22 protein-coding genes are annotated in these 24,800 nt (G+C 46.7%); 2 read left to right on the top strand and 20 right to left on the bottom strand.

Annotated elements, in window-relative coordinates; all coding sequences use genetic code 11:
• Positions 1-32: 32 nt before the first annotated feature.
• Both V3C19_RS07135 and V3C19_RS07130 read left to right on the top strand, forming a co-directional pair.
• Positions 33-1,343, top strand: a complete 1,311-nt coding sequence (locus V3C19_RS07135; protein WP_130084621.1) for a malic enzyme-like NAD(P)-binding protein — start codon at positions 33-35, stop codon at positions 1,341-1,343.
• Between the two features lie 334 nt (positions 1,344-1,677).
• Positions 1,678-2,592 carry a hypothetical protein gene (locus tag V3C19_RS07130; RefSeq protein ID WP_295934811.1) on the top strand — a complete coding sequence of 305 codons (915 nt, stop codon included), beginning with the start codon at positions 1,678-1,680 and terminating at the stop codon, positions 2,590-2,592.
• An 84-nt stretch (positions 2,593-2,676) separates the two neighbouring features.
• Here V3C19_RS07130 and menD read toward each other — a convergent pair whose 3' ends face one another.
• The 20 genes from menD to V3C19_RS07030 all read right to left on the bottom strand — a co-directional run bounded on the left by menD (position 2,677) and on the right by V3C19_RS07030 (position 24,788).
• On the bottom strand, positions 2,677-4,272 hold the full coding sequence (menD, locus tag V3C19_RS07125) for a 2-succinyl-5-enolpyruvyl-6-hydroxy-3-cyclohexene-1-carboxylic-acid synthase (protein WP_295934813.1): 1,596 nt from the start codon (positions 4,270-4,272) through the stop codon (positions 2,677-2,679).
• 5 nt (positions 4,273-4,277) lie between these two features.
• Positions 4,278-5,891, bottom strand: a complete 1,614-nt coding sequence (locus tag V3C19_RS07120; RefSeq protein ID WP_238623860.1) for a class I tRNA ligase family protein — start codon at positions 5,889-5,891, stop codon at positions 4,278-4,280.
• Positions 5,892-6,235: 344 nt separating this feature from the next.
• Positions 6,236-7,417: a MalY/PatB family protein gene (locus V3C19_RS07115; protein WP_295934814.1), complete on the bottom strand. Its 1,182-nt coding sequence runs from the start codon at positions 7,415-7,417 to the stop codon at positions 6,236-6,238.
• Positions 7,418-7,437: 20 nt separating this feature from the next.
• A complete protein-coding gene (gene fucU / locus V3C19_RS07110; protein WP_130084615.1) occupies positions 7,438-7,857 on the bottom strand; it encodes an L-fucose mutarotase in 420 nt (139 codons plus the stop codon).
• Between the two features lie 81 nt (positions 7,858-7,938).
• Positions 7,939-9,087 carry an aminoglycoside phosphotransferase family protein gene (locus tag V3C19_RS07105; RefSeq protein ID WP_295934816.1) on the bottom strand — a complete coding sequence of 383 codons (1,149 nt, stop codon included), beginning with the start codon at positions 9,085-9,087 and terminating at the stop codon, positions 7,939-7,941.
• A gap of 66 nt (positions 9,088-9,153) precedes the next feature.
• Positions 9,154-10,032, bottom strand: coding sequence for a hypothetical protein (locus tag V3C19_RS07100; protein ID WP_330937051.1), 879 nt, complete (start codon positions 10,030-10,032; stop codon positions 9,154-9,156).
• A 230-nt stretch (positions 10,033-10,262) separates the two neighbouring features.
• Positions 10,263-10,820 (bottom strand): hypothetical protein, encoded by a 558-nt coding sequence (locus tag V3C19_RS07095; protein ID WP_154301716.1) that lies wholly within the window; start codon positions 10,818-10,820, stop codon positions 10,263-10,265.
• A 212-nt stretch (positions 10,821-11,032) separates the two neighbouring features.
• Complete coding sequence (locus V3C19_RS07090) at positions 11,033-12,004, bottom strand: acyltransferase family protein (RefSeq protein WP_295934845.1); 972 nt, start codon at positions 12,002-12,004, stop codon at positions 11,033-11,035.
• A gap of 202 nt (positions 12,005-12,206) precedes the next feature.
• Positions 12,207-12,758, bottom strand: a complete 552-nt coding sequence (locus V3C19_RS07085) for a WcaF family extracellular polysaccharide biosynthesis acetyltransferase (RefSeq protein WP_154301714.1) — start codon at positions 12,756-12,758, stop codon at positions 12,207-12,209.
• The gene (locus V3C19_RS07080; protein ID WP_154301713.1) at positions 12,751-13,281 is read right to left on the bottom strand and encodes a serine acetyltransferase; all 531 of its coding nucleotides are present in this window, start codon (positions 13,279-13,281) and stop codon (positions 12,751-12,753) included. Before V3C19_RS07080 ends, V3C19_RS07085 begins: the two co-directional genes overlap by 8 nt.
• A 12-nt stretch (positions 13,282-13,293) precedes the next feature.
• On the bottom strand, positions 13,294-14,442 hold the full coding sequence (locus V3C19_RS07075; RefSeq protein ID WP_154301712.1) for a glycosyltransferase: 1,149 nt from the start codon (positions 14,440-14,442) through the stop codon (positions 13,294-13,296).
• 89 nt (positions 14,443-14,531) lie between these two features.
• Positions 14,532-15,584: a glycosyltransferase gene (locus V3C19_RS07070; RefSeq protein WP_154301711.1), complete on the bottom strand. Its 1,053-nt coding sequence runs from the start codon at positions 15,582-15,584 to the stop codon at positions 14,532-14,534.
• 39 nt (positions 15,585-15,623) lie between these two features.
• Entirely contained in the window at positions 15,624-16,706 is a 1,083-nt protein-coding gene (locus V3C19_RS07065; RefSeq protein WP_295934826.1) for an O-antigen ligase family protein, read from the bottom strand.
• Positions 16,707-16,890: 184 nt separating this feature from the next.
• Positions 16,891-18,117, bottom strand: coding sequence for a glycosyltransferase family 4 protein (locus V3C19_RS07060; RefSeq protein ID WP_154301920.1), 1,227 nt, complete (start codon positions 18,115-18,117; stop codon positions 16,891-16,893).
• The gene (locus V3C19_RS07055) at positions 18,078-19,283 is read right to left on the bottom strand and encodes a glycosyltransferase (RefSeq protein ID WP_154301708.1); all 1,206 of its coding nucleotides are present in this window, start codon (positions 19,281-19,283) and stop codon (positions 18,078-18,080) included. The genes V3C19_RS07060 and V3C19_RS07055 overlap by 40 nt, the downstream gene beginning before the upstream one ends.
• Entirely contained in the window at positions 19,246-20,217 is a 972-nt protein-coding gene (locus tag V3C19_RS07050) for an acyltransferase (RefSeq protein WP_154301707.1), read from the bottom strand. The genes V3C19_RS07055 and V3C19_RS07050 overlap by 38 nt, the downstream gene beginning before the upstream one ends.
• Entirely contained in the window at positions 20,214-21,377 is a 1,164-nt protein-coding gene (locus V3C19_RS07045) for a hypothetical protein (protein WP_154301706.1), read from the bottom strand. Before V3C19_RS07045 ends, V3C19_RS07050 begins: the two co-directional genes overlap by 4 nt.
• 16 nt (positions 21,378-21,393) lie before the next feature.
• A complete protein-coding gene (locus V3C19_RS07040; RefSeq protein WP_295934834.1) occupies positions 21,394-22,284 on the bottom strand; it encodes a polysaccharide pyruvyl transferase family protein in 891 nt (296 codons plus the stop codon).
• Entirely contained in the window at positions 22,229-23,368 is a 1,140-nt protein-coding gene (locus V3C19_RS07035) for a glycosyltransferase family A protein (protein WP_295934836.1), read from the bottom strand. The genes V3C19_RS07040 and V3C19_RS07035 overlap by 56 nt, the downstream gene beginning before the upstream one ends.
• Entirely contained in the window at positions 23,349-24,788 is a 1,440-nt protein-coding gene (locus V3C19_RS07030) for a lipopolysaccharide biosynthesis protein (RefSeq protein WP_295934847.1), read from the bottom strand. Before V3C19_RS07030 ends, V3C19_RS07035 begins: the two co-directional genes overlap by 20 nt.
• Positions 24,789-24,800: the final 12 nt, after the last annotated feature.

The following is a 24,800-nucleotide window of genomic DNA, read 5'->3' as shown; positions in this document are numbered from 1 at the left end:
GCAAGGCTCGATTTTCCGTTCCCCCTACAACCATGAGTTCCGACATCAGACTAGACGCCTTGCAGTACCACTCCCAGCCCCGTCCCGGAAAGATGGAGACGCTGCCCTGCAAGCCCTGCTTTTCACAACGGGATTTGACGCTTGCCTATTCCCCGGGCGTTGCCGAACCCTGTCTCCGCATTAAGGAAGACCCTTCCCAGAGCGCCCTGTACACCGGCCGTTCCAACCTGGTGGGTGTCATTACCAACGGCACGGCCGTACTCGGCCTGGGCAACATAGGCCCGGACGCCGCCAAGCCGGTGATGGAAGGCAAGGGACTTTTATTCAAGGTATTCGCGGATATCGACGTTTTTGACATTGAGCTGAACATCAAGGAGCCTGAAAAACTCATCGAGGTCATCAAGACCATGGAACCTACCTTCGGCGCGATCAATCTGGAAGACATCAAGGCACCGGAATGCTTCATGGTGGAGGAACGCCTGCGCGAAGAAATGAACATTCCCGTGTTTCATGACGACCAGCACGGCACGGCCGTGATTTCCGGCGCGGCCCTGCTGAACGCCGCGGAATTGACGGGACGCAAGCTGGAAGACCTGAAAGTCGTCGTCGTCGGGGCCGGCGCCGCGGGCATTTCCTGCGCCAAATTCTATATGACCCTGGGCGTGCGCCGCGAGCATATTTACATGTTCGACTCCAAGGGGCTGATCCATACGGGCCGCATTGACCTGCATGCCACGAAGGCGCAATTCTCCCAGTCGGAAGACTGCACGCTGGAAGAAGCCCTGACCGGGGCGGACGTCTTCCTGGGCCTCTCCACCAAGGGGCTTCTGACCCAGGACATGGTGAAGCTGATGGCCCCCTCCCCCATTATCTTCGCCTGTGCGAACCCGGACCCGGAAATCACCTACCAGGACGCCAAAAAGGCACGCCCGGACTGCATCATGGGCTCCGGCCGTTCCGACTGGCCCAACCAGGTGAACAACGTCTCCTGCTTCCCCTTCATTTTCCGCGCCGCGCTGGACGTGCGCGCCTCCGTCATCAACGAACAGATGAAAATCGCCGCCGCGCGCGCCCTGGCGGACCTGGCGAAGGAACCCGTTCCCCAGGAAGTGGTGGACATGTACGGCGGAGAACCCCTCAGCTTCGGCATCGACTACGTGATTCCCAAGCCCATTGATCCCCGCATCATCGAATGGGAATGCCCGGCCGTGGCGCAGGCAGCCATGATCTCCGGTGTGGCGCAGGCTCCCATCCGTGACATGGAAGCGTACAGAATGGAATTGAGCAAGCGCATTGCTGCCGTTAGGGAACGCGCCTCCGGCGTTGTGCGCAGTTATCTGTAAGGCCGGAATGGCGCACCTTCGGGCTCTTGACGGTAAAATATCCCCAACCGGGAGGAACACCTGGTTCCTCCCGGTTTTTTGACAGGCTTTCATTCTCTGTTCCTTCATTCTCCCCTTACGGTACGGACCAGAAGGGAAACGGGATAATTTTGGGCGCATATGAGGGAGGCGGGATTTTTTAAATGTCTTGAACAGGAGCGGATCATGATGTATGCGACATGAAAATGGATTTCTATGGAATTTTTCAGCATGGAATGATCTTTGCCGCATGTGCCACGGGGCCTATGCGAAGGCCCTTGTTCCTCCGGAAGCGATACCTGCGGAACATTTGCCCATGAAAAAGATGCTGGAGGGACCGGCCCCAGTGGGGAAAAAACTTCCTTCTTTCCGGGATGTCTGCGACCGTTATCTCGTATCGGGCCTTTTGTCCCGGGACCCGTGCATTCTGAAAACGGCGAGGTACGGCCTGGATATGGTGCCTGACGCCGCGTGGGAGGTGGAAGAGGAATGGAGATGGAAGGCCCTGAAAGTCTATCTGGACGGTTCCGTAGCGTGGGTTTCCTTTGACGGCAGTGGGATGCCGGAAAACGGGGAGCTGGGATTCGGCTGGGTAGCAGTGGATCACGGTTTCATGACGGTTTCCATGCGGGAATACGAAAACAGGAAGACGGGAAAAACCAAGGTTCTTTCTGAAATGTCCTACCTCTTTGATCCCTGCGGAAAATGGATGAGGGAAATATGGCACCTCTCCTTCTCCACAGGAAGAGACTTTACGGACTGGTCTCTTTCCCATCGTCCGGATGGGCCGTTCAGGTTCAGGAATGACAACCGGGTTCTGGCGGGCAGTCCGAATTATACCCTGCATTCCTGGAAAGTGGAGAATGACCGGTTGCTCTGGTGGAAAAATGAGGAAATTCCCGCCCCTGAAAAGGAGAACGAAACAAGGCGGATCCTGGACTGGCATGGAGACGTGGCTGACCCTGTTCTGGAAAATGCCGCCGTGTACGCAGCCACCATGTATTTCCCGGGAGGGGAAAGCTCCCATCCTTCCCGCAAAATCATGGAAGACATGGAAAAAAAGGAAGTCAGGTGCCTTTATTACGACGCCTCCGGGCATGGAACGGCCCTACTGGTGTACCGGAACGGGAATCTGGACAAAAAACAGTCCTGGTTCTTGCAGCCGCGCATGGATGCCCGGGCCGTGGCGGAAAAGGAAAAAAGGCGCGAAATGACGAAGAAAGGCGCCTGATAAGGTATCTTACCGTTTTTCTCCGTATGCGGAAAGACAGAAAACGGGCGGTTCCTCTTCACCGGAAGCCGGCAGCCCGGTTCATTAACCCTGGGCCAGGGCGTTCCGTACCTGTTCCGTCTGCGACGGGTCTGGAATAAGCTCCACAAGGATGGCAACGTTTTTTTCAAGCGCCTCAAGCTGGTCGAATTCATCCGCCGTGCGGATGCATACGTAGCACATGCCCCACTGTTCCGCAATGGCCTTGAAGGAATGGTCGTGCGGCTGGATGAGCAATTTTCCCAGGGTTTCCGGGTGTTTGTCCCCTCCGGGAAGGGAGCGGAAAATGCCGCCGCCTCCGTTGTTGATGACGCCCAGGACACGAGTTCCGGGATCCAGTTGCGGGAGCATGGCCAGCGCATTGGAATCATACAGGGTGGTCAGGTCCCCTAGAAGAGCCCAGGCGCGGGCGCACCGGGCGGAAGCGCCCAGGAATGTGGAAATCTGGCCGTCAATGCCGTTGGCTCCCCGGTTGGCGCGTACGTTTTCCGTAGATACCGCCGTCTGGGCGAAGCTGTTCCAGTAGCGTACGGGCATGGAATTGCCCAGGTAAATGCAGTCGCCGTCCGCGGCAAAGCAGGAAAAGGCGCGCACCATGGCCTGTTCGCTGTCCGGGCAGGTGATGAGCAGCTCCTCCATTTGAGCCTTGTGGCGCTTGTTCATGGCGCGCAGGCCGTTGACGTCGCCGACGGAATCCACATCCCCCAGGGCACGCAGGACGGCGTCCAGATCCCCCGTCACCACGGAGGAAGGCCGCGCCAGTCCGGAAAAGCCGGTGCGGGTGATGGAAAACACCTCCGTGGAAGGAATATCCTCCAGGTCCCGCCAGAAGCGGGACACGGGAACGTCCCCTACTCTCAGCAGAACGGCGGGCGGATTCTGTTTCAGCAACCGGTCCGCATCCGTCAGGGCCAGATGCTCCAGTTCCTCCCGGAGCCCGGAGGTGGCGTCCGCCACAACGGGAGCTTTTAATTCATTGGCCAGCCACAGGGCGGGGGCCTGTTCCGTGGGGTCCAGGCCGCCGAGCATCAGGACGAGGCCGCGGCGCGCCTTGAAGCGCAGGGCCTGGGCCAGGTCGGACAGGGAACCGCGGAACTCGTTCTCTTCCGGCGGTTCCGCCGGGTAAAGGTCGCAATGGCCCGGATTCCACGCGGGGTCCGGGTCCGGCAGGCATACGTTGATATGGAGGGGGGACGCGTAATCCCAGTCTTCCAGAATATCTTCCGGCAGGTCGTCCGGCGTCTGAAGATCAATCGTGGGAGCGTAAATGCCGAACATGTCCGCCTGTTCGATAGCCTGCGGGGCAGCGGAACCGCGGTAGTCCGCCGGACGGTCCGCCGTGAGCAGGAGCAGGGGCCTGCGCTGGTAGTACGCTTCCACCACAGCGGGGAGCAATTCCGCCGCAGCCGTACCGGACGTGGTCACCACGGCTGCGGGCAGCCCCATGTCCTGAATGCGCCCCAGCGCGAAAAACGCGGCGGAACGTTCGTCAAAATGGGTCCATTTCACCAAATCCTCCGCGGCGGCCAGCACCTGCAGCAGCGCCATGTTGCGCGCGCCGGGGCAGACCACCCATTCACAAATGCCGCCCAGGCAGCACTGGGCCAGCAGGGACTTGACGAAGGACGTGGAGGCGTTCACGGGAGCTAGCCTTGTTTTTTGGCCGCCTTGGCCGCTTTTTCCGCCAGCTTGGCCTTCTCCTCTTCGGAAAGGATGCGCGGGAAAACGGGAGCGGGATCGTTGATGCGGTGGCCTGCGGGAAGAACCCCCCAGGCGAGCACGGATGGCGTCAGTCCCTGGAACAGGGAATCCGCGTTCAGTTGCTCCAGAATGCGGGAAGAGGCGCCGGGAAGCACGCAGCCGATGAGATAGCCCGTCTGGGCGCAGCATTCCAGCAGGTGGCGCAGCACGCAGCCCAGCCGCGGAGCGCTGGCCTCGTCCTTGGCGAGCTGCCAGGGCTGCTGCTGTTCAATATAGGCGTTGCAGGCGGAAACCTGCGCGTTCAGGGCCGCCAGCGCGTCGGAGACCATGTTCTCGTCCATGAATCTGGAAAACTGGACCACCGCCTGGTCCATGGTCGCGCGCAGGGCCTTGGAAGCGTCATCGTCATATTCACCGGGTGCGGGAAGGACGGACTCACAATAACGGCGGGTCATGTTGATGGAGCGGTTGCACAGGTTGCCCAGGTCGTTGGCCAGCTCCGTATTGTACAGCATGACCAGGCGGTCCGCGTCAAAATTGGCGTCCTTTCCGGTGGTGATGTCGCGCACCAGGTAATAGCGCACGGGCTCGGGGCCGAATTCCTCCACCAGCAGGTTGGGGTCCACCACGTTGCCAATGGATTTGGACATCTTCTCCCCATTAATGTTCCACCAGCCGTGCACGAGCAGGGTGGGCATTTCCTCGTCGGAAAAGCCCATGGCGTGCAGCATGGCGGGCCAGTACACGCCGTGGGCGGGCACCAGGATATCCTTGCCGATCACCTCGCAATCGGCGGGCCAGAGTCTGGAAAATTCCGGCAGTCCGCTTCCCGGTTCCGCCAGATAGCCGGCGAAGGAAACGTAATTGATCAGGGCGTCAAACCAGACGTAGGTGACGAAATCCGGGTCAAAAGGCAATTCAATGCCCCAGGAAAGGCGTTCCTTGGGGCGGGAAATGCAGAGGTCCGCGTCGAAGGAGCGTTCGATCGCGTTGAGCACCTCCGCCTTGCGGAAGGCGGGAAGGACGAAGGAACCGCTCTTTTCCACAAACTGCTTCATCCATTCCGCCTGGTCGGCCAGGCGGAAATACCAGTTTTCTTCCTCCAGTTCCACCACTTCCCCCCATTCCGGGCCGAAATTGCCGTCTTCATCCCGTTCCTTGTCCGTAAGGAACTGTTCCTGCCGGACGGAATAAAAGCCCCTGTAGGATTTTTTGTAAAGCTGGCCCTTGTCCTTCAGGCTGGTGAGGATCTTCTGCACGCACGCCTTGTGGCGCGGGTCCGTGGTGGCGGCCCAGCCGTCGTAGCTGATGCCCAGCCGTTCCCAGAGCGCCAGGAACCTGGCCGTGATGTTGTCCACATGTTCCTGCGGAGTAATGCCCAGTTTCTCCGCCGTCTGCTGTACTTTCTGGCCGTGCTGGTCCACCCCGGTCAGAAAATAGACTTCCTCCCCCTTCATCCGGTGCCAGCGCGCAAGAACGTCCGCAAGGACTTTTTCATAAGCGTGCCCGATGTGGGGCGGTCCGTTGGTGTAATCAATGGCCGTGGTGATATAGTACATGCGGCAAAAGATACCCCTTTCCGTCCATTTTGCAAGCAAAGTCACGTTTTACCGGAATGGCGTTCGTGCATTTCCGGAGGAGGGAAGTGCGGTAAGAGGAGAGGACAGGAACCGGGGAATTTTCCGGCGTCGTCCGGGAAAGGAAGGCTTCGCCCTGCCTTCCGTCGGGAATTTGACCGGAAAAGGCTTGGAATCCCTGATTCTTCCGAAAAAAGCCGGGACGGTTGCGGGGAGTTTTCATGGACTCCGATGGATAGCGCCCTGCAATCCGGAAACGGGAAAATTCACGGCACTTCCGGTTGGTTGGAAATGCCGTGCAAATGACTGCCAGCCAAGTTCGCGGGTCAGAAACCGCGTGACAGGTACGCCTTCTCCAGCTGGTTGAGGGCCCGGGCCAGCACGGAACGGGGGCAGCCCGCATTCAGGCGCATGAAACCTTCCCCCTCCTTGCCGAAGATGGCGCCGTTGTTCAGGGCCAGACGGGCGCCGTTCACGAAGAAATCCTCCAGTTCCTGCCGGGACAGGTTCAATTCCCGGCAGTCCAGGAACACCAGATAGGAGGCGTCCGGAAGAAGGGCCTTGATCCTGGGCATGCGGCTGCGCAATTCCGCGTCAAGGTAGCGGATGTTTTTCTGGATGTAGTCCAGCGCCTGGCGCAGCCATTCCTCTCCTTCCGGCTCCGTATAGGCGCTGATGAGCCCCGCATACGCAAAAACGTGGCCTTCCGCCATTTCCCGCCCGTTCACAAAATTCTGGTACTTCTCAAACAGGGCCGGATTCTGGCAGATCAGGTAGGAACTGGCCAGACCCGGCACGTTAAACGCCTTGCTGGCCGCCATGTATGTGACGGAATTGTCTCGGGCTTTTTCCGAAACGGTGGCGAATACGGTGTGCCTGTGGCCGGGCAGAGTGAGGTCTGCGTGAATTTCATCGGAAATGACCAGGGTTCCGCTTTCCGCGCAAATTTCCGCTACCTGCTCCAGTTCTTCCGGACTCCAGACCCGGCCTCCCGGATTGTGGGGATTGCACAGGATGAACATGCCGCATCCGCGCACGGCCTCCCGCATATGCTCGAAATCCATCCGGTAGCGCCCGTTTTCCAGTACCAGCGGATTGTTCACGATTTCCCGCCCGTTTTCGCGGATAATCATCGCAAAGGGATGGTAAACCGGAGGCTGGATCATGATCCTGTCCCCCGGACGGGTGAAGCACTGAATGGCGCTGGAAATGCCCGGAACAATGCCGGGCGCGAAGCCGATCTGGTCCGTTTCCACCTGCCAGCCGTGGCGGCGGCCCACCCAGCCCCGGATGGCCTCGAAAAAGGCGGGGGGCTTCACCGTGTAGCCCAGCAGTTCGTGTTCACAGCGGCGGCGCAGGGCCTCCATGATGAACGGGGGTGTTTTGAAGTCCATGTCTGCCACCCACAGGGGCAGCAGGTCATCCCGTCCCCAGCGCGGCAGCAGGGCCTCGTATTTCAGTGCGCCGGTGCCGCGGCGGTCGATGATTTCATCAAAATCGTACTGCATGGGAATAGCGCTCAAGGCTTTCAGGCGGCAGGAGTCACGCCTTTTTTCAGAATGATGTTGCCGTATTTGGCGGTTTCCCCGGTGATGACCACGGCATAGGCTTTTTTGGCGCGTTCATAAAATGCGTAGCGTTCCATTTGTTCGATTTCGCCGTCGTAGCCCAGCGCCTTGCGGTATCTGGCTTCTACGGCGGGGTCCAGGGAATCGCCGGGAACCGGGGCCATCATGATCACCGGGGTGGCGTAGGCGTCCAGTTCAAAAAGGGGAATGACGGCGCCCAGCAGGGAGTCCGCGTTCAGGCCGTCCGCCCTCAGAACGGTGTGGTTGAAAGTATGGCCGGGGAAGTGGGCGTCTGAAAAGACGATTTCATCTCCGTGGCCCATTTCCGCAAGAATTTTCAGCAGGGACGGGCTGATCAGGGGGGAAATATTTTTTAACATGCGCGGCAGTATAGCAAACCCGCAGAGGGGGAAGCCATCATAAAAATCAGCCAGCCGGGAACTGCCGCTAGCCGTTGAACATCAGGCCTTGACCGCCTTGAAAACGTCCGCGCACAGCTTTTCCATTTCCGGCATTTGCTGTTCCATGCTTTTCACCAGCGCGAGCTGGGTGCGCGCCCGGTGCAGGTTGTGCCGGTCCTTTTCCGTCTTGAAGTAAACGTCTCCTTCCAGATAGTCCGTCAGGAAGCGGATGCCGGTTTCCAGCGTGATCAGTTTGCCGGAAAAGGGGAGCAGGGAAACCTCCAGGGGAGTGATGAAATCTTTGACGGTTTCCAGGTAGCCCTTCACGACGGCCTCAAACATGGGCATGCGCATGAAGGTCTTTTCCAGGTCTTCTTCATCCTCCGCCGCGGGAGAAGTCATCGTGCGTGCCATGTCCCCGAAGTCGTAAAGAATGCTGCCGGGCATGACCGTATCCAGGTCAATGACGCATACGGCCCGGTCCGTTTCCGTATCCAGCATGACGTTGTTGATTTTCGTGTCGTTGTGCACGATTCTGACCGGGAGTTCTCCCTTTTCCTGAAGGTTCAGGAGAAGGTCCACTTCCCGTTCATGTTTCCTGATGAATTCCAGTTCCTTCCGGCAGGAGGCCAGACGGCCGGAGGAATCCTTCCGCGCTGCTTCCATCAGGCGGTTGAACCGTTTGCGGGTGTGGTGGAAGAAGGGGATGGTTTCATGGATGTCCTCCGGATTCATATCGCACAGAAGCTGCTGAAAAGCCCCGAAGGCCCTGGCGGCTTCATAGGCCTGGCGCGGGTGTTCCGCTACGTCGCACGTGTAGGTATTTTCAATGCAGTTGTAGCAGCGCCAGTATCCTGAGCCTTGGAGTTTCAGGTATTTGCGGCCTCCGCGGGCGGAGTACAGGTTCAGCGTCTGGCGGAAGGGGGTTTTCAGCACCCGGAGCATTTTCCACCGGATGTGGTTGGTCACCTTTTCCACATTGTGCATCACGTCCCTGGGGCATTGGAACACGGCGTCATTCACCCGCTGAAAGATGTAGCGGTCCGTGGAACCGTCCTCCCGGCGGTAGGCGGCCCGGAAAGTCAGGTTGATGTGCCCGCTGTTGATGGTGTCGCAATGGAGGAATTCCCCGGCGATGGCGAATGCGTCACCGAGTGCGGCGACCTGTTCCTGTACGGAATGGGTATGGAAGACGGCGGACAGGGGCATGGGAAAGGAATAAATGCGGGCTCCGGCATGTTCATGGACGCCTGAGCCCGCTGGAAAGATGGGGCTTTAGAAGGAATAGGCCACGCCCACCCCCGCAACGAAGGTGAAATTACGGTATACCTTGGAGGGTGTTCTCCAGGGAAACCGTTCGGAGGCGCCGCGATGATTGGCGGCCATGCCGCCGTTGCCCAGCCAGACCGTGCCGGCAAAGGGTGTGACGACGAGACGTTCCATAGCCTTGAAAGGTACGGCCACAGTCAGGGAAATACCCTGCGTTCCGTTGGCATTGAGGGAATTGCGGTCAAAATATCCTGCCGTGGCATTCCAGGTTCCGGACACGATCAGGGAGGTGGAGCGGTTGAAGTCATATTTGTAGCCCAGCGTGTTGGAGAACCACCAGCCGGACATCCAGCGGAACGTGTACTGCACGCGGCTATCCCAGAAGAAGTTTTCCAGCCCCTTGCCGAAGTTATGGTGGATGTCCAGCACGAAGCTGTGTTCTTCCGCCCGGCCGTGGTCAAAGGCCGGAAAGCCGGAGGTGTCTCCCTTGTGGATGTTCAGCGCGCCGGGAAGGCCGCCGTTCACGAACTGGTAGCTCAGGGCCGCCGTCGTGTAATTGCTGAATTTGCGGGAGATTCCCAGCAGTCCCGTGGATTCGTCGGAAATGCCGGTGCTGTCATGGTCCAGATTGTTCTGGGTCAGCCACTGGTATTTCAGCCCGGCCAGAATGGAATATTTGCTGTTCAGGTCATAGGCACCTACGGCTTCCACGGGAACGACATGGTCGCTGCCGGACTGCTGGAAGGCCAGGCCGCGGCTGACGTACTTGGTGGCGTAACCGGTTCCCACAGTGGCGGAGAACGGACGGGAGGCCTCGTAAGGGGAATTCAGCGATCCCAGCGGAGGAGTAATGTCCGCAGAAGCTGTTCCGGAGAGAGAACCCATGATGGCGTATGCTGCTGTAATAATATTCTTGTATTGCATGATTGGTGGTTTGTGGAAGCTATTATATTAATGTTTCTCAAAAAAGAAAGTCTTTAAAAGAAAAATATGTTTATATTTAACAAAAATGCTTGTTTAAATGTAAACGGAATGAAAAACTTTCCAGTTTTAACAGGAAATATTCCATAAGGTCTCTCCAGAATTAATATAAATGATGCGTTAATGATTAATTTTCAATAATTTTTATGTATATTCCGGGTTGCCTGTGTCAATGGCGGACAAGGCGGCGGTATACCGGGGCCAGCAGTATTTTTCCTTTTCTTTTCATGAGCACCACTTTGTGGAAGAGATTTCCGGTTAATTTTTTCTCTGTGGAACGAGTTGTAATGTTCCAGCGCTTCAGAGCGCTTTTTGGAAAGCGCGTTCCGAAACCATTGTCCGGATTGTTCCATGTGGACCTGGGCCTGAAATATCTTATTTACGGCTCCATAATCCATCTCCAGGCTTGTTCCATCCGGGATCCTGTCTGCATGTTCCGGCAGCATGCGCTGCCTTAAATGGAGAAGCTCCAGAAGAGAGATGAAGTGGCCGGAACCTCGCAGGAGATTGTCGATGCAGATGAACGGCCTTTTGAAAATAAGTGCAAAGCAAATACCGAGACAGGAATCCGTGATGAAATTCTTGCAATGGGCGATGTTGCCGAGCCGGTCGTTCAGCGTTGCCTCCTTCCTCCATCGTGCCGGACAGATTGGGAAGTCCCCGGTTGTTGATCTCTTTTTTTGAATGTCCATCCTATTCAGCAGCGGGTCTTGCAGTCTGGAAGATATGTCCAGAAGCAGTTTCCGCTTGGACTCCGTGGGGTCCAGTATGTAGGAGACGACGGAATTTCCGCTCCCTTCCACTTGGCGGCGCCAGTTTAAGCCACTGTTTCCCCATTGTCACGACGGGTATGTTCAACGGCCTGTGGAAAGGCAACGGCATGGATTTATGAAGCGGAACCTGTTTATATGCCTACGATGTATTTGCTTTTAGGCAAAAAGGTGAGCAGTTTGATGGTGATATAGCAGCAGAGGTAGGTCATGACGGCCATCAGCGGAATGGCTGCATATGGAGGAAGCTGCAGGAATGATACGAATGGCTGAGTTACAAAGTGAATGATGAGGATGTGCGAAAGATAAATGCCGAAAGAGTGCTTGGACAATTCCGTAAATACGCCCTGAATGCGGGTGATGAATCTGGAAGCGTACTGGATTATGGTGAATATGGTGTAAACGTATACGATGGAAATAAAGCAAAGGTTGTCGTAAATGAAGCCAGGCGGAAGAACATGAAAGCAGGCCCTGAGCAGGAAGAGCAGAGCACTGAATAAGACGACGGACGCGCAGCATTTCAGAAATTTGCTTTTGCTGACGGACGTCTGATAACGTTTCAGGTAAGTTCCCAGAATCATATAGCCCAAAAAGCCGCCAAAGTTGTTCAGAACAAAATAGTAACTGCCTTGTGAATCATACAGTCCGGGGGAGATGAGGTTGAGCAGGGGAAGGAAGGAAACGAATGCCCAGATTCCCAGGTAGAACCTCATGGAATTCCTGTCTTCATAAAGTATCCATTTGGAGATGATAGGCGCGAACAAATAGAGTCCGCAAATAACATACATGAACCAGAATACGTCCAGTACCGGAGTGAATGGCAGCTTGAGCAGGGCTTCAACGGCGGTCCTATTCTGCGGCCCCAGTCCGGCACACAAGTAGACAAGGGACCAGATGAGCAAGGGGAACAGGACTTTAGAGAATCTCTTCCTGAAGAATTCCTTGTCTGGAATTCTGACAGGTAGAAGAATCGCTCCCGATATGGTCATGAAGAGTTCCGAGGAAGGGGAGGCCATCAGTCCGAACAGGGAAGCCCATAATCCGGCCGTGGTCAAGCTGTGCGTGGCTGCATCCGCGACGTATTCCGGATGGGAATGGCCGAGAATGACCAGAAAGCTTGCGCAGAACCTGATATTGTCCAGATAAAAATGCGTTTAGAATTCATACGAAATAAAAAATACAGAAAAGTTACTTTAATTGGAACAGTCTTTTGACGTTGTGCGTCACAACCAAGTTCTTTTGTAGAAGTAGTGTAGACTATCCAGAGAGGTCTTTGATGTTACTTCTTTGGGAGGACCATCCACATTGTTACTTTATAATGCGCTTTTTCATATTTATGGCCGGGTTGCCTCGGTGTATGCAATATGGATCCGTATCAGTTGAAGCAACAGATCCTACACTTAAGACGGAATGAGTTTTGATCGTTATTCCGGGACAGACCACAGATTTTGCTCCTATCCATACTCCGTCTTCTAGGGTTACAGGTTTAACAATAAGATCGAAAGTTTGAGATTTATAATCATGATTGCCACAAAGAATCATTGAGCCCTGGCTTATGCAAACATGGGAGCCTATCGTTACTTGAGCAAGATTGTCAATCCAGACATGTTCTCCAATCCAAGTATAATCTCCTATGCTTAATTTCCATGGATATTTAATACTTACAGATGGTTTGATAACAATATTTTTTCCTATTTTTGCTCCAAATAATCTCAATATTTTAATTTTAAATTTTGAAAAAGGAAAAAGTGGAGATGAAAATAATATGGCATTTATATAGTACCAAAGAATTTGTTTAGTACATCCGGCACCTGGAGAATACCACGAATTATTATATTTTTCCAAATGAGATTTACACATGCTTTTCTAAAATTCCTGAAAAATTGTTTTCCATCATTTCTTCTTTCATAATAAATCTTGTGGGTGAAAGAACTGCTACCGTATTCGGAGGCATGTCTTTTACAACGACACAGTTTGCTCCAATCCTGCAATTATTGCCGATGAAAACATTTCCTATAATTTTTGCTCCAGCCCCAATAAGAACATTATCCCCGATATTTGGGGATCCGTAATGGGGGGACCCCTTAAGTGTATTGCTTCCAATAGTTACTTGTTGAAATATGATGCAGTTGCTTCCAATAACCGCATTTTCTGATATATGTATTCCATTTAAACCATGCGGAGTGATGGGAGGAGATTTGAACTTCGCGTTAAATCCTATAAATGAATTGTAATTTTTTAAATATGAAATATATAAGGAAGATACTTTTTTTGCATTTGATTTGTATTGAAAGAAACCTCCGTAAAATCCTTCTATGATGGCTTCTGCAAAAAAAGAAACAAATTTGGAATACAATAATTTGAAAGCTAGTTTTATTTTCATACTACTCTGGAATTAAATATATTGAATAAAATCTGGGCAAGATTTTTTTTCCGTTAGCCACTGGTATAGATTTTCCATTTGAGTAGATGCCTGTTTTGCCGAATATTTTTCTTCTATCAGGGTTCTTCCCCTCTTGCCCATAGCTAGAAGATTTTCTGACGACATACTAATAACCTCTCGTATCACCATGGCAATATTTTCCGGTGTGCGATCAACCCACCAACCGCAATTTTTTGTATTTAGTTCTTCCCACGGTGTTCCCAAACTAGCCATTACGGGAGTACATACTGAAAGAGCTTCTGTCACAATCATGCCAAAATTCTCAAAATCACTGGGAACAAATAAACAAGAGAGCCGGGCTAACTGTTCGTATTTTTCTCGACCATTCACAAAACCATGAAATTTTATGTTGGTTAACCCCAATCTTCTGGCTTCTTTTCGCAGAAAATTCTCATACGCCTCTTCTCCTTTCCCTAAAATTATTAACTGAACATCCGTCGGCCGCTTGAGCAATGACATTCCATAAAGAAGATTTTCCACTTTCTTTATGGGATGCAACCGTCCCAGGAATCCAATTTTTCTGGGTTGCTCATTTTTCATCCAAATGGGTTTAGCCAATGCGATTTCAGAAAGGTAAGGCGGCAAATTGGCAGGGTTGGCTATGATGGCCACGGGACCCCGGTAGCCAAATGCCCTCACGTACTTCAATTCCTGTTGACAAGTGACATGAATGCAGTCTGATTGCAAAATGTCTTTTTCGAAAAAAATCTTGAGCAAAGGCCATTTTTTCCAATAGGAGCGCGCCAACGCTTCAGGATAAAGCATACCATGTGGAGTAATAACATACGGCTTTTGCTTTCGTCTGGCCATTTCACAAGTAATATGATTGCAGTATAGCCATAATCCATTAGTATGGTAAAGATCGTAGTCGGATTGTTTTAAAAAACGATGCATGTTGCGAGAATAGGCATAAGGACCGACAGCATCGTTAGGGAGCATCTTCAGCCAATTTTTATTTTTCCCCACAGGTTCCTGCTTTTGCAACGCCAGTAAGTCTACATGAATATCCAATTCCTGCATAGCCGAGAGCAAATCATAGGTACATGTAGAAATCCCGCCGCTATGCCGGCTCAGGTTGGAAATAGTCTGCAATACTTTCATATGACTTTATTATCATTTTAGATAGATCAGATTATATTGATATACCTACATTGCATTATAAATAAGAAAAAGAATTGCTCTATAAGATTTTATTTATTCAGAATAAGTGTATAGGCTGAAATTTGTTTTTTTTCCCTTGATTTCCAATTTATGGCGAGCACGTTTTTTTTATACGCATTGTAATTTTTTTCCATTTTCTCGATGGAATGATGCAGACTCTTGATGCTTCCTGAATTAAAAATTTCACCTGTTCCCAATTCCTTGACCATATCCAGGGAACTTCCGACTCGGTTGCTTACGATGACCGGGAGTCCCCAATAGAGCGCTTCTTCAACCACGAGGCCCCATGTTTCGCGATATGATGCCAGCACGAATACATCGTGGGATTTGTAAACATTTTCTAGTGATACGTTTTCGATAAACCCCGTGAAAGTGATATTCGGCTTTGCTTGTTTTTTTAGCTCCGTTTCCAATTCTCCTTTTCCGACAATAGTCAGTAGCTTTCCGTTATGATTGAATTCCTGGATCAGCAGTTTTACGTTTTTTACATCTACAAGACGTCCCACGTAAAGGTAGCGCAACGGTGTGTTTGGAATGGTTGTTGTGCGCTTTCCTTTATGGAATATGCCCACGCTGCCGGTTACTTTAACTTGTCCTTTAAAACCGAGATTGTCAAATAGTTGTTTGTGGGGGATGCCTGATGGCAAAGCCACTCCCATCCGATTGATGACAGCACGTTTTATCCATCCCGCAATTCCGGAAAAGGATACGTCAAATTCAGAAGATTCACACACCATTACATTTTTCCTCTTGGGCGAAAGAAAACTGTATAAATTATATTCTGGCGCCATCCAGCCGGCATAAAGCACTTTTCTGCATTTCACTTTCCTCATAAGTCTGAGCAACTTTACAAATACTGTCACTTTATTCCTTCGATTGGAATCCCCTTCATTAAGGAATACATAATCGAACTTTGTTTCTGCATGGTCTTTCAATACTGTGTTCACTGCCTCATTTCCATAGCCATAGAGTACCAATAGAATACTGTTGGTCTCAGCTATGCGATTACACAGATTTAATTTGTAGAATGACGGTGTGTTGGTAAGGTACACAAAATCATATATCTTGTCTTTGTCATTCATGGCATTTGATACGATTTTTGTTGGAAATGTAAATGATTTTCATCTGAGAATTTGGATTTGCATATGCACCGGGCAATTTTTATTCCTGTAGGCGGAAGCGGCTCCTAGGGAACACCAGAAAATAGCAGCCAAGGGAGATCCTGCCGCCAGCACGTATCCTTCGACGATCAGATGAATGAGAAAAAAGATAAGTACAGGTTGAGCGGGAGAAACTGGAACTGATTGCAGACAACACTGCTTCGATGATTTTTTGAAAGTGTTATAAAAAATAAGACAGAGGAAAGGTATTCCTCCGAGAAGTCCGGTCATAGCAAAGACTGTTCCATAAGATGTGCCTGGTTCGATCAAACCTGTTTTTAAAGAGCTGGAAAGGGAAATGACCCGTTGGGAGGCAAATCCCACTCCGTAAATTGGTGAATTCAAAAACTCCAACTTTCGGTCATGCCATAATTTTTCTCGAGAAGAAAAAGTGCCTCCGGAATTCACATTGGCTTGTTGTTTGGCAATCATGCCGGAAAAAAGATATTCACTAACAGGATAAATGACGCATCCTAACAGAATAATACATCCTAAAATCCTCACTAGCTGTTTGGGCCGGTGTTTAAAAAACATGAGGATCAGATATAATGTTGCTCCCATGGTGGATAGGAGCGCTCCACGCGAAGAAGACAAAAATAAAGAACCAAGGCTTGTGAGGATAATAAGTAATTCGTATTTTTTTATTTTATTATTCCATGTTAACAATGATGATAAAATTTTATAAAACATGTAAACAAACGCAATTCCGGATATTGGACCCAGCAACATGGAATGGATCGTAAGACCAGAAAAAATTCCTGTTGGGAAAATACCGTTCTGCTGGTCAGAAAAAACCACGTATTTATTACAGTTAATTCCCATGAAATATAAAAAGAAAGAAGTCAGTCCGATAAACATGGAAAGACGCATGATCCACAAGAATGCATTAACGCGAAATTTATTTATTTTCTGGGATTGCAGCAGAGGAGAAAAAACAATCAGGATAAGTATAAAATAGGCGAGTCTCATCCAAGGTTGGAAGACGGGAAGGGGATCTGCCAATAAAATACTTAAAGCGCATCCCGACAAAAAGATCAGGATCATAAGAGAAATCTTTTTTACTCCTTTGCATAGAACAACCGCGCATCCCACCATAATGGCTAGAGGGTACACAGGCGCGAGCCATGTGAGGGGGCCCAATATAATTGAAGCAAGTGCCAGCGTAAGCAGAAAAGCGCTAAAATCGTTTTTCTGGATGTATAAGATAATATTCCTCATGAAAATCTTCTTAAACAGATAACCTCTTTAAAAATTTGGAAATCAGTATATTAATATCAATAGACTGAGTTAACATTTGAGGGTACCTTTGAATTTTATAATTATTTATTTTCTCTGCCAGATCTTCAGCATCATCCGGATTGATTAACCATTTCTCCGGTTCTTCAACCAATTCGGAAATTCCTTGTTTTAAGCAAGTAATGAATGGTACCCCACACGCATGCGCTTCTGTAAAAACACAACCGTAACCTTCAAACACTGATGGAAGGACAAAAAGATCTAATGAATTGTAGAAATCTATCAAATTTTTATGATCGCACGAATCCAAAAATTGAATATACTCTTTAAGGTTCAGTTGGTTCACAAGAAGTTTGACTTCTTCGAATCCGGCACGCGGGACCTTTCCCAATAGACTTATTTTTATGTCTGTAACACCTCTGTCTACTAAAATTTTTACCGCCCTGACAAGAATATCATGTCGTTTCCAATTGACATAATTACCTATACAGCCAATGTGGAAATAGTCTCTAGAGGCGGTTTTTTTAGAGTGAAATTTGTTTAAATCCACCCCATTGTACAAAATGAGGACATGCTTCGGGACAAGTTTCGAAGTTTTATTTTTTATCAGTTTTAACCGATTGATATACGGCTTGTAGATATCATTTTCATGAGGGCTGGGAAAAGAAAGAAGATTTTCCAAGCATCTTTTACTTACACATACATGGTAATCTACATAATTTAATTCTTTCAGTGTATGTCTGACTTTGAAATTTAAGTTGAATTTCCAGGATGACATTCGACCATTCAATACATCAAAAGGCTCCAAATCATGATATTGCGTTATTGTCTTGATATTATTATCAATCCGCTTTAAGGCGTTACTGTAACAGGCGCATGAAGCAGTATGGCTGTGAGCGACGGCAATACTGCCTGGCTCAATTCCTGATTTTTTGAGACATTTAAGAAAACACCGTACGTTTAATGGATCCATTAAACCATTGAAGAGATAGGATGGCAGGTTGTAAGTTTTAAAACTGGTCACTTTGATGCCGTCATAGGAATATTCTCGCAATGGTTCATTTGTAAGGTTTATTGGTTTAAATACGACTACATTAAAATTGCTATTCCTGATGATGGCATTCACTTGATCATAGATAAAGGGTCCCTGAAATTTTGTATCAGTTGGAAAAAAGGGGGTTATGACAATGTAATATTTTCTTTCAGTAAATTTTTCCATCGCTTTATAATAGGATTAATATAAAAATCTTTGGCCCTTGACAGGCATTTGTCCTGGAGTATTTTCATCAAGGTCTTGTTTTTCAGCAAATTAACAATAGTATTGGCATAAGCTTCAGTATCAAAACATGGGATAAGTATTCCAGCATCCCCTATAAGTTCTCGGGGGGATACCGGACAATCAAAGGACAGGGGAATAACGCCATATTGCATGGCTTCAATGTAGACCAATCCGAATCCTTCCGAATAAGAAGTATTGATCAACAGGTCGGCGTTCTTATACATATCGTCCAAAGAATCTGAATATCCTTTAAAAATCACGTTTCTGATTTTGTGCAGCGCTATGAGCTCCTTCATTTTATCCATTTCCGGCCCTTCTCCATAAATGGTTAGAGCAAGAGAAGAGGATAGGATATTCACCTTTTTCCAAATATCTAAAAGCAGATATACTCCTTTTTCCGAACTCAGGCGACCTACATAGACTACATTATCATTATTTTGTAATGATATTGGGTATTGCTGTTTATTGTACGGGATGAAATTGGGAATAACCCGAATACTGCTTTTTACAATATCGGGGTGCAACGATAAAACCTCATTTGCTCCTCTGTTTGTCAAAGTGATTAAGCGATCCAATGATGCCAAGGCTTTTCTATTGTAAGCCTGTGTTCGGCGAAGAACAAAAGTAGAAATCCACCGATGGAGAATATTTTTCTGTTTGGCGATGTCCCATAAGGACTTTTCATAACCAGTCACCGACCAATGTAATACTCCACAAGAGAAGCAAGCTTTTGTTTTTGGTATAGCCCCCATCAGGTCATAGGTGAAGTTTACAAATATTCGAGGCGATAGTTTTGTTATTTTCTTTTCAAGTATTTTCTTTAAAAATTTCTGATGCCTGTTAGGGGAAATAAATTTATTTAATGCATTAGAGCATTGAGAATGATACTCTTCTCTTTCCTTATCTTCAAAGCTCATAAGTCTCTCATCCGGAGATAGAGGTGCTTCAATGCTCAAAATCTTGGCTTTTAAGTCAGCATCATTCAGGAGTCTGCATAAATTTAAAGCCATGACCTCCGTACCTCCGCGAAGGTTGATGTTTTGAATAAAAATTAGAAAATCAAGTTGTTTAGCTTGTCTTTTTTTCTCCGATAAGAATGTGTCCATTGAGCTGTTTGATAAAGTAGGAAATAAGAACAGAAATAACAATTCCTGATAGAATCATAATCGGTATTACATAGTAGTACGATAAATCAAAATAGGCATGAACTGCATAAATAACAATCACATGAAACAGATATATGGAGAAACTGTATTTTAGTAAAAATTTTACTAACTCATTTTCCTTAAACAAGATATGGTGAAGTATACGAATAGTTTGAATCAAAGTGATAACCAAACAGGACTGCAGAAGTATGCTTGCCATTATATCGACTATATATACGTGCGTCGACTTTATCGTGCAACCCATTATAAGTGCTCCTATAATGCCTATGTACAGAATGTTTGTCTTGTTAATTTTGCTGATAATTGCGCCGATTAGAAAGAAAGGATAGTAATAGATTGCCATATTCAGACACCATAAATCACAATGTCCAAATAATGAAAATAAGATCGACAAAAGTATGGCTCCGAATAAAAGTATAAAGTTTTGCAGGCCTGCTTTTTTAGCTATCCAATGGAAGACGAATATTTCAAATAATGCCAGCAAATACCATAAATGCCGGCATCCATGCCCTAATAGTAATTTATTAACCGATAAGGGATCCTGATTTGATGTTGACCAGAAAATTGTAGCAGGGATTAAGAAACATAGACCGACAAAGAGGTAGGGGATTAGAAGTCTTTTTACTTTATCGAAGGCAAATGATGAGAACTCCAAGTATTTTCCCCTTTGTCTCCCCACTTCATATATAGCTCCACTCAACGCCATAAATAATGGCATGTGGAAAAGATATATCCCGGAAGTTATTAACTGCGGAATACTGGTATCCTGTTCAGGATGGGTACTGCTGTTGTAAAGGATGGTGGAGTGCCCTATAACTACCAGTATTGTAGCAATAACTTTCAGATAATCATACTCATTGAGTGGTCTGCTCATTTTAAAATTTTATTTTTGCACATTGAAAATAATTTTTTGCAGACAACTTTCATTTTGAAAATACATCCTATTTCACTATTGAATCTTGAAATTATATCTTCGCAAAAAGGATCTTTTCTCAGAACTCCGATGTAGAGATATTCTAAATAATCATTTCGATTTTCCATATACTGTTTGATATCAAAAGCATCTTTGAAGTTCTCCAACATTCCAAGAAAGTCGATCTCAAGAAGGGTTCTTCGGCATTTAAAGCAAGTTCCTTCATTGTGTGGGGATAACACGCAAACATTGAGATGTGCCGCCTCTAATGGATGCTTTGCTACAAATTCGATCTTTTTCAATCTTGTAACAGTAGCGCCAAATGAAGAAAAACTTATATTTGATGAAGTTGCTACACATAAAGTAAGCAAATCGTAAGAAGCACTATCGAAATTCCTGTTTTTCCGGTATTTACAGTCAAAATGAGCATACATATGACCTGAGGAATAGTAGTATTTACTAACCCCTTTTTGTATGAGCAATATACAAAATAGAGCCATGTAAGTATGGTATTCTATATGAGAATATCCTCCATCGTATTTATCAAGAATGGTATAAAGATTCGACTCAATTTCTATTAATTCAAACGCGGATTTTTCACAATAGCTTTTTATGTGCTTCCTGCGTTCCTCAAATAATCTTCTTGATTTTTCTTCCCTCTGCCCGGTATGGTGAGAACCTACATTGAAAAAAGAGAGATGGGTGAGTTGATGTGACGGTGGAATATTTGTTTTATGGAAGCATATCGTATACAGGCTGTCAACTCCGCATGAAACACCAGTTGAAACAATGTGAGCCTTTTTATCACATGCACTTATTTTGGGAGCACGAATTTCTGGCCTATGGAGGTTTTCCGTACTGGCTATTGCCTCAATCAAATGAGTGGTAAGATTATAATATAATTCATCTGTAATAGGAATTGCAGAATCAAAATCATAGCCGTTCTTAATAGCAAAAAGAATCAATCCCATTACCACAGAATCAATTCTATCTAGGGTTGCATAAGGTACAATATTTTGCGAAAGGCGTGCATATATCACTTCGTCAACTCCATCAATATTCAGTTGTATAGTGACTTGTTGATCAATTAAAGAGAGGCCAGAAATAACTATCTTTTTCATTTTTTCCTTTAATATATTATTTTTCAAATACAGCTGGCTTGATTGCGAATGGACAATTATTAAGCAACTTACTCAAATCGATATTGCCCGGATACCATTTCTGCGTTGCCGCAACTAGTTCTTCAACTCTGAAATTTTCATCCACATAAATGGGATTTTCATCATTTTTGCCAATTGAAAAATAAAAGTCGTCATATTTAAATCTATCCCTCATTTCAGAGCCGACAATCTCCATCCATTTTGATTTAATGCCATAAGCTTCTGCGATGATTAACCCATGCAAGGATGAGGAAACGATGGATTCACAAGAAACTATCTGATCTATAAACTCGTGCCAATCACTGTACCCTCTGGGACTAATGACAAGAACCCCTCTATTGTCATTTTTAGAATGTTCAAAGATACAAGTATCCACATAGTGAGGAATAATCCCTATCCGGTATTTTTTTTTCATATCGGGACGATAGTAAAGAGGAAGTAGTAACGCAGGATCTCCATAGACATCTGGACACTCAAATCCATGTTCAGTTAGAGTGTCGCGCGTTTTTGGCCCTCTGACCGCACAAAATTTCTTTATTTGTAAATTCTGACAGGCATTTTCCGAAATCAGGCCTGCTCCCCATACAATCGTTGAAGTATTCCCTTCCATTCCGATTGTTGAACCAATAATCAAATAATTTTTGGCCCATCTCTTGGAGAAAATCGTATCATTCAAAAGTACTATATCCTTTTCAGAGAGTTCTTTTACAAAATAGTAATTAATGTCATCACCCCAGTTTTGATGAATCAATTTTCCATCATATCCCTTGCCTCCCGATATTGCCACTGCAATGTAGCGTCCTGATATTATTTTAATGTCGTTTGCAAAAGAACGGAAAAGCCTTTTTATTTTGTTTACTATTTTCATACGTGCAACAGTGTTCAACATGCTTCCAAAACTCTTTACTTAATTCAATTTGCTGACTTGAAGAAAGATAAGTTAGCTTATAAGGACTTTTTTTTAAAATATATTTAATAGAAATAAAATTCATTAAACATCCAATAGCTGGAGGAATATAATTATTCATAAATCTCAACTTAGAAGCTATGGAACAATAGGGACTTGAAAAAAAATCCTTACCGGGAATATGTAGGTACCTTAGGAGCTTATAAGCTTTTGAAAAAACAGAATAATCTTTGAAATGTTTAACAAATTCCATCAAAGCTCCTTGCCGGAAACGTTCAGCTGAATGGACAGCTACTTTTTGAGCCGAAGGTGAAATACTAGGGAAATGTTTTATAGCATCGGCTGCGATAATAATCTTGGAAAGAATATGTTGTTCGGAAAAAGTTTGAATCGTGGAGTTGGCGCGTACATGGTATACATACGTAACAGGACTAACAAAACTAAAGCTTGGTTCGCAGCTTAAAAGGTAGTACATCCACAAGTCGTCTTCATAAACGATCCCGGTTTTAAAAAAGAGATTGTGTTTGAGAATAAAATCTCTTTTTATTAGTTTGTTCCATGCCGTGCCATGCAGTTGAATTTTCATTAACTCCTTCAAAGAGGTTGTTCGAGCGAGGACGTAATCATTTTCTCTCATCCTGTGCTTCTTACCTGTATGCCAATCAAGAGAGATTCGGTTTCCTGTTGTTACATCAGAATGGGACAGCTCGGCTTCTGTAACCAAATCTTTTATGCAATTGGACATTAGTTTATCGTCGCTATCCAAAAAGAAGATATATTCCCCGGATGCTTCCCTGATTCCTGCATTGCGAGCAGCAGACAGTCCACCATTTTCCTGTTGCTTGATTATTTTCCACGAGAAAGCTCTGTCGCTTTGAGCAACATGTTCATTTAATATATTAATTGAGTTATCCTGCGAACAGTCATCAATGACCAGCACTTCTAAGTTATCATATGTTTGCGTTAGTATTGAATCGACACATACGCCAATATATTCCTCCACCCCATATACGGGCATGATTATGCTAACCTTGGGAGTATTCATTACGCTTAAGTAAATTTGCAGTTGTATATAATGTGTCCTTAAATAATATCATAGCCATGGCCAAGTATGCCGCTATGCAACATATTCCAATAATAAACAAATTAATTAATGTATTTTGCATATAGCAAAACGAACCATAGGCCAAAAATCCTATCAGGATGGAAGCAAAGGCTATTTTGAGTAACTTTTTGAATGAGTCTCCGATGGAAATGTCATAGATCCTTTTCATATAATAAATGCTTACTGCAACAGTAAACAAAGTGCCTGTCCCCTTGGCTACAGCAACCCACGTTAACCCAAACGGCAAAGCAATCAACAAGACGGCAAGCGAGAACAAACAGGTGATTATTCGGTTACGAAGAACAATGTTGGATAATCCCTTGATAAGTATAAAATCCCAATTAATCCAACAAATATGTTCCAGCATAATCGAAATTGACAGAATTTGCAAATAGGGAACACAAGGCAGCCATTTGTCAGTAAGCATAACCGATATTAACGGAGTAGCCATGCCTGCCAGCAACAAGCTGGCAGGGAATATGAAAAATGATGTAATTTCTATAACCTTTTTATTTAGTCTCTTTAGTTCCTGCTCGTCATTCTGAATTTTTGAAATTACAGGAAACATTACCTTCATAAGTACTGTACTTATATTGAGAGGAATTAATTTTGAATATCCGTCAGCTCTCGTAAAAAAGCCAAGATCTGACGCATGGAAGAAGCGTCCAATTGTAATATTATAAGCATTCTGATAGGCGACAAACAACAAATTCGCACTCAACACATTGCCTCCAAATCCGAATAACTCCTTAAATACCGATTTTGAATATTTCCATACGGGACGCCATCTGACATAGTATATGTGTAATAAACCAGTAATGATTGAAACCGTTAGCATTTGGTATACCAGCGCCCATACGCCAAAATCATAATAAGCCAGAAATATTCCGACAGCAGCCGCCAAAATTGTGGAAATTATTGAAATTCGTGCCTTTATATTGAAGGACAAGTTTTTCGTTAATTGTACACTATATATCGAATATAGAGCATTGATGATAAATGTTAGTCCCGTAATACGGACAATTTGAAGCAACAAAGATTGGTCATAAAAATCCGCAATGACAGGGGCTCCGACAAATATCAATCCATAAAGAAGTAAACTAATTGCAATGTTGGTAAAAAATACGGTCGAATAATCAATTGCCGTACAGTCTTGCTTACGAACAAGAGCATTGGAAAATCCCATATCGACAAACATGGTTGCAAAATCATTGAAAATAAAAATCATGGCCAGCACACCATAATCACTAGGCAAAAGCATACGTGCCATGATTATGCTCGTTATGAATTGAATACCTTGTGTAGAATACTGCTGTATGGCTACCCAAAAAGCACTATGTACAACTACACGTTTTCTCATCATAATATTTTA

It is taken from the genome of Akkermansia sp. AE01SA01, assembly GCF_036417395.1.
Taxonomy (GTDB): Bacteria; Verrucomicrobiota; Verrucomicrobiia; order Verrucomicrobiales; family Akkermansiaceae; genus Akkermansia.
Note: the sequence above shows the minus strand (reverse complement) of the source record. Positions and strands in the feature narration are given on the sequence as shown.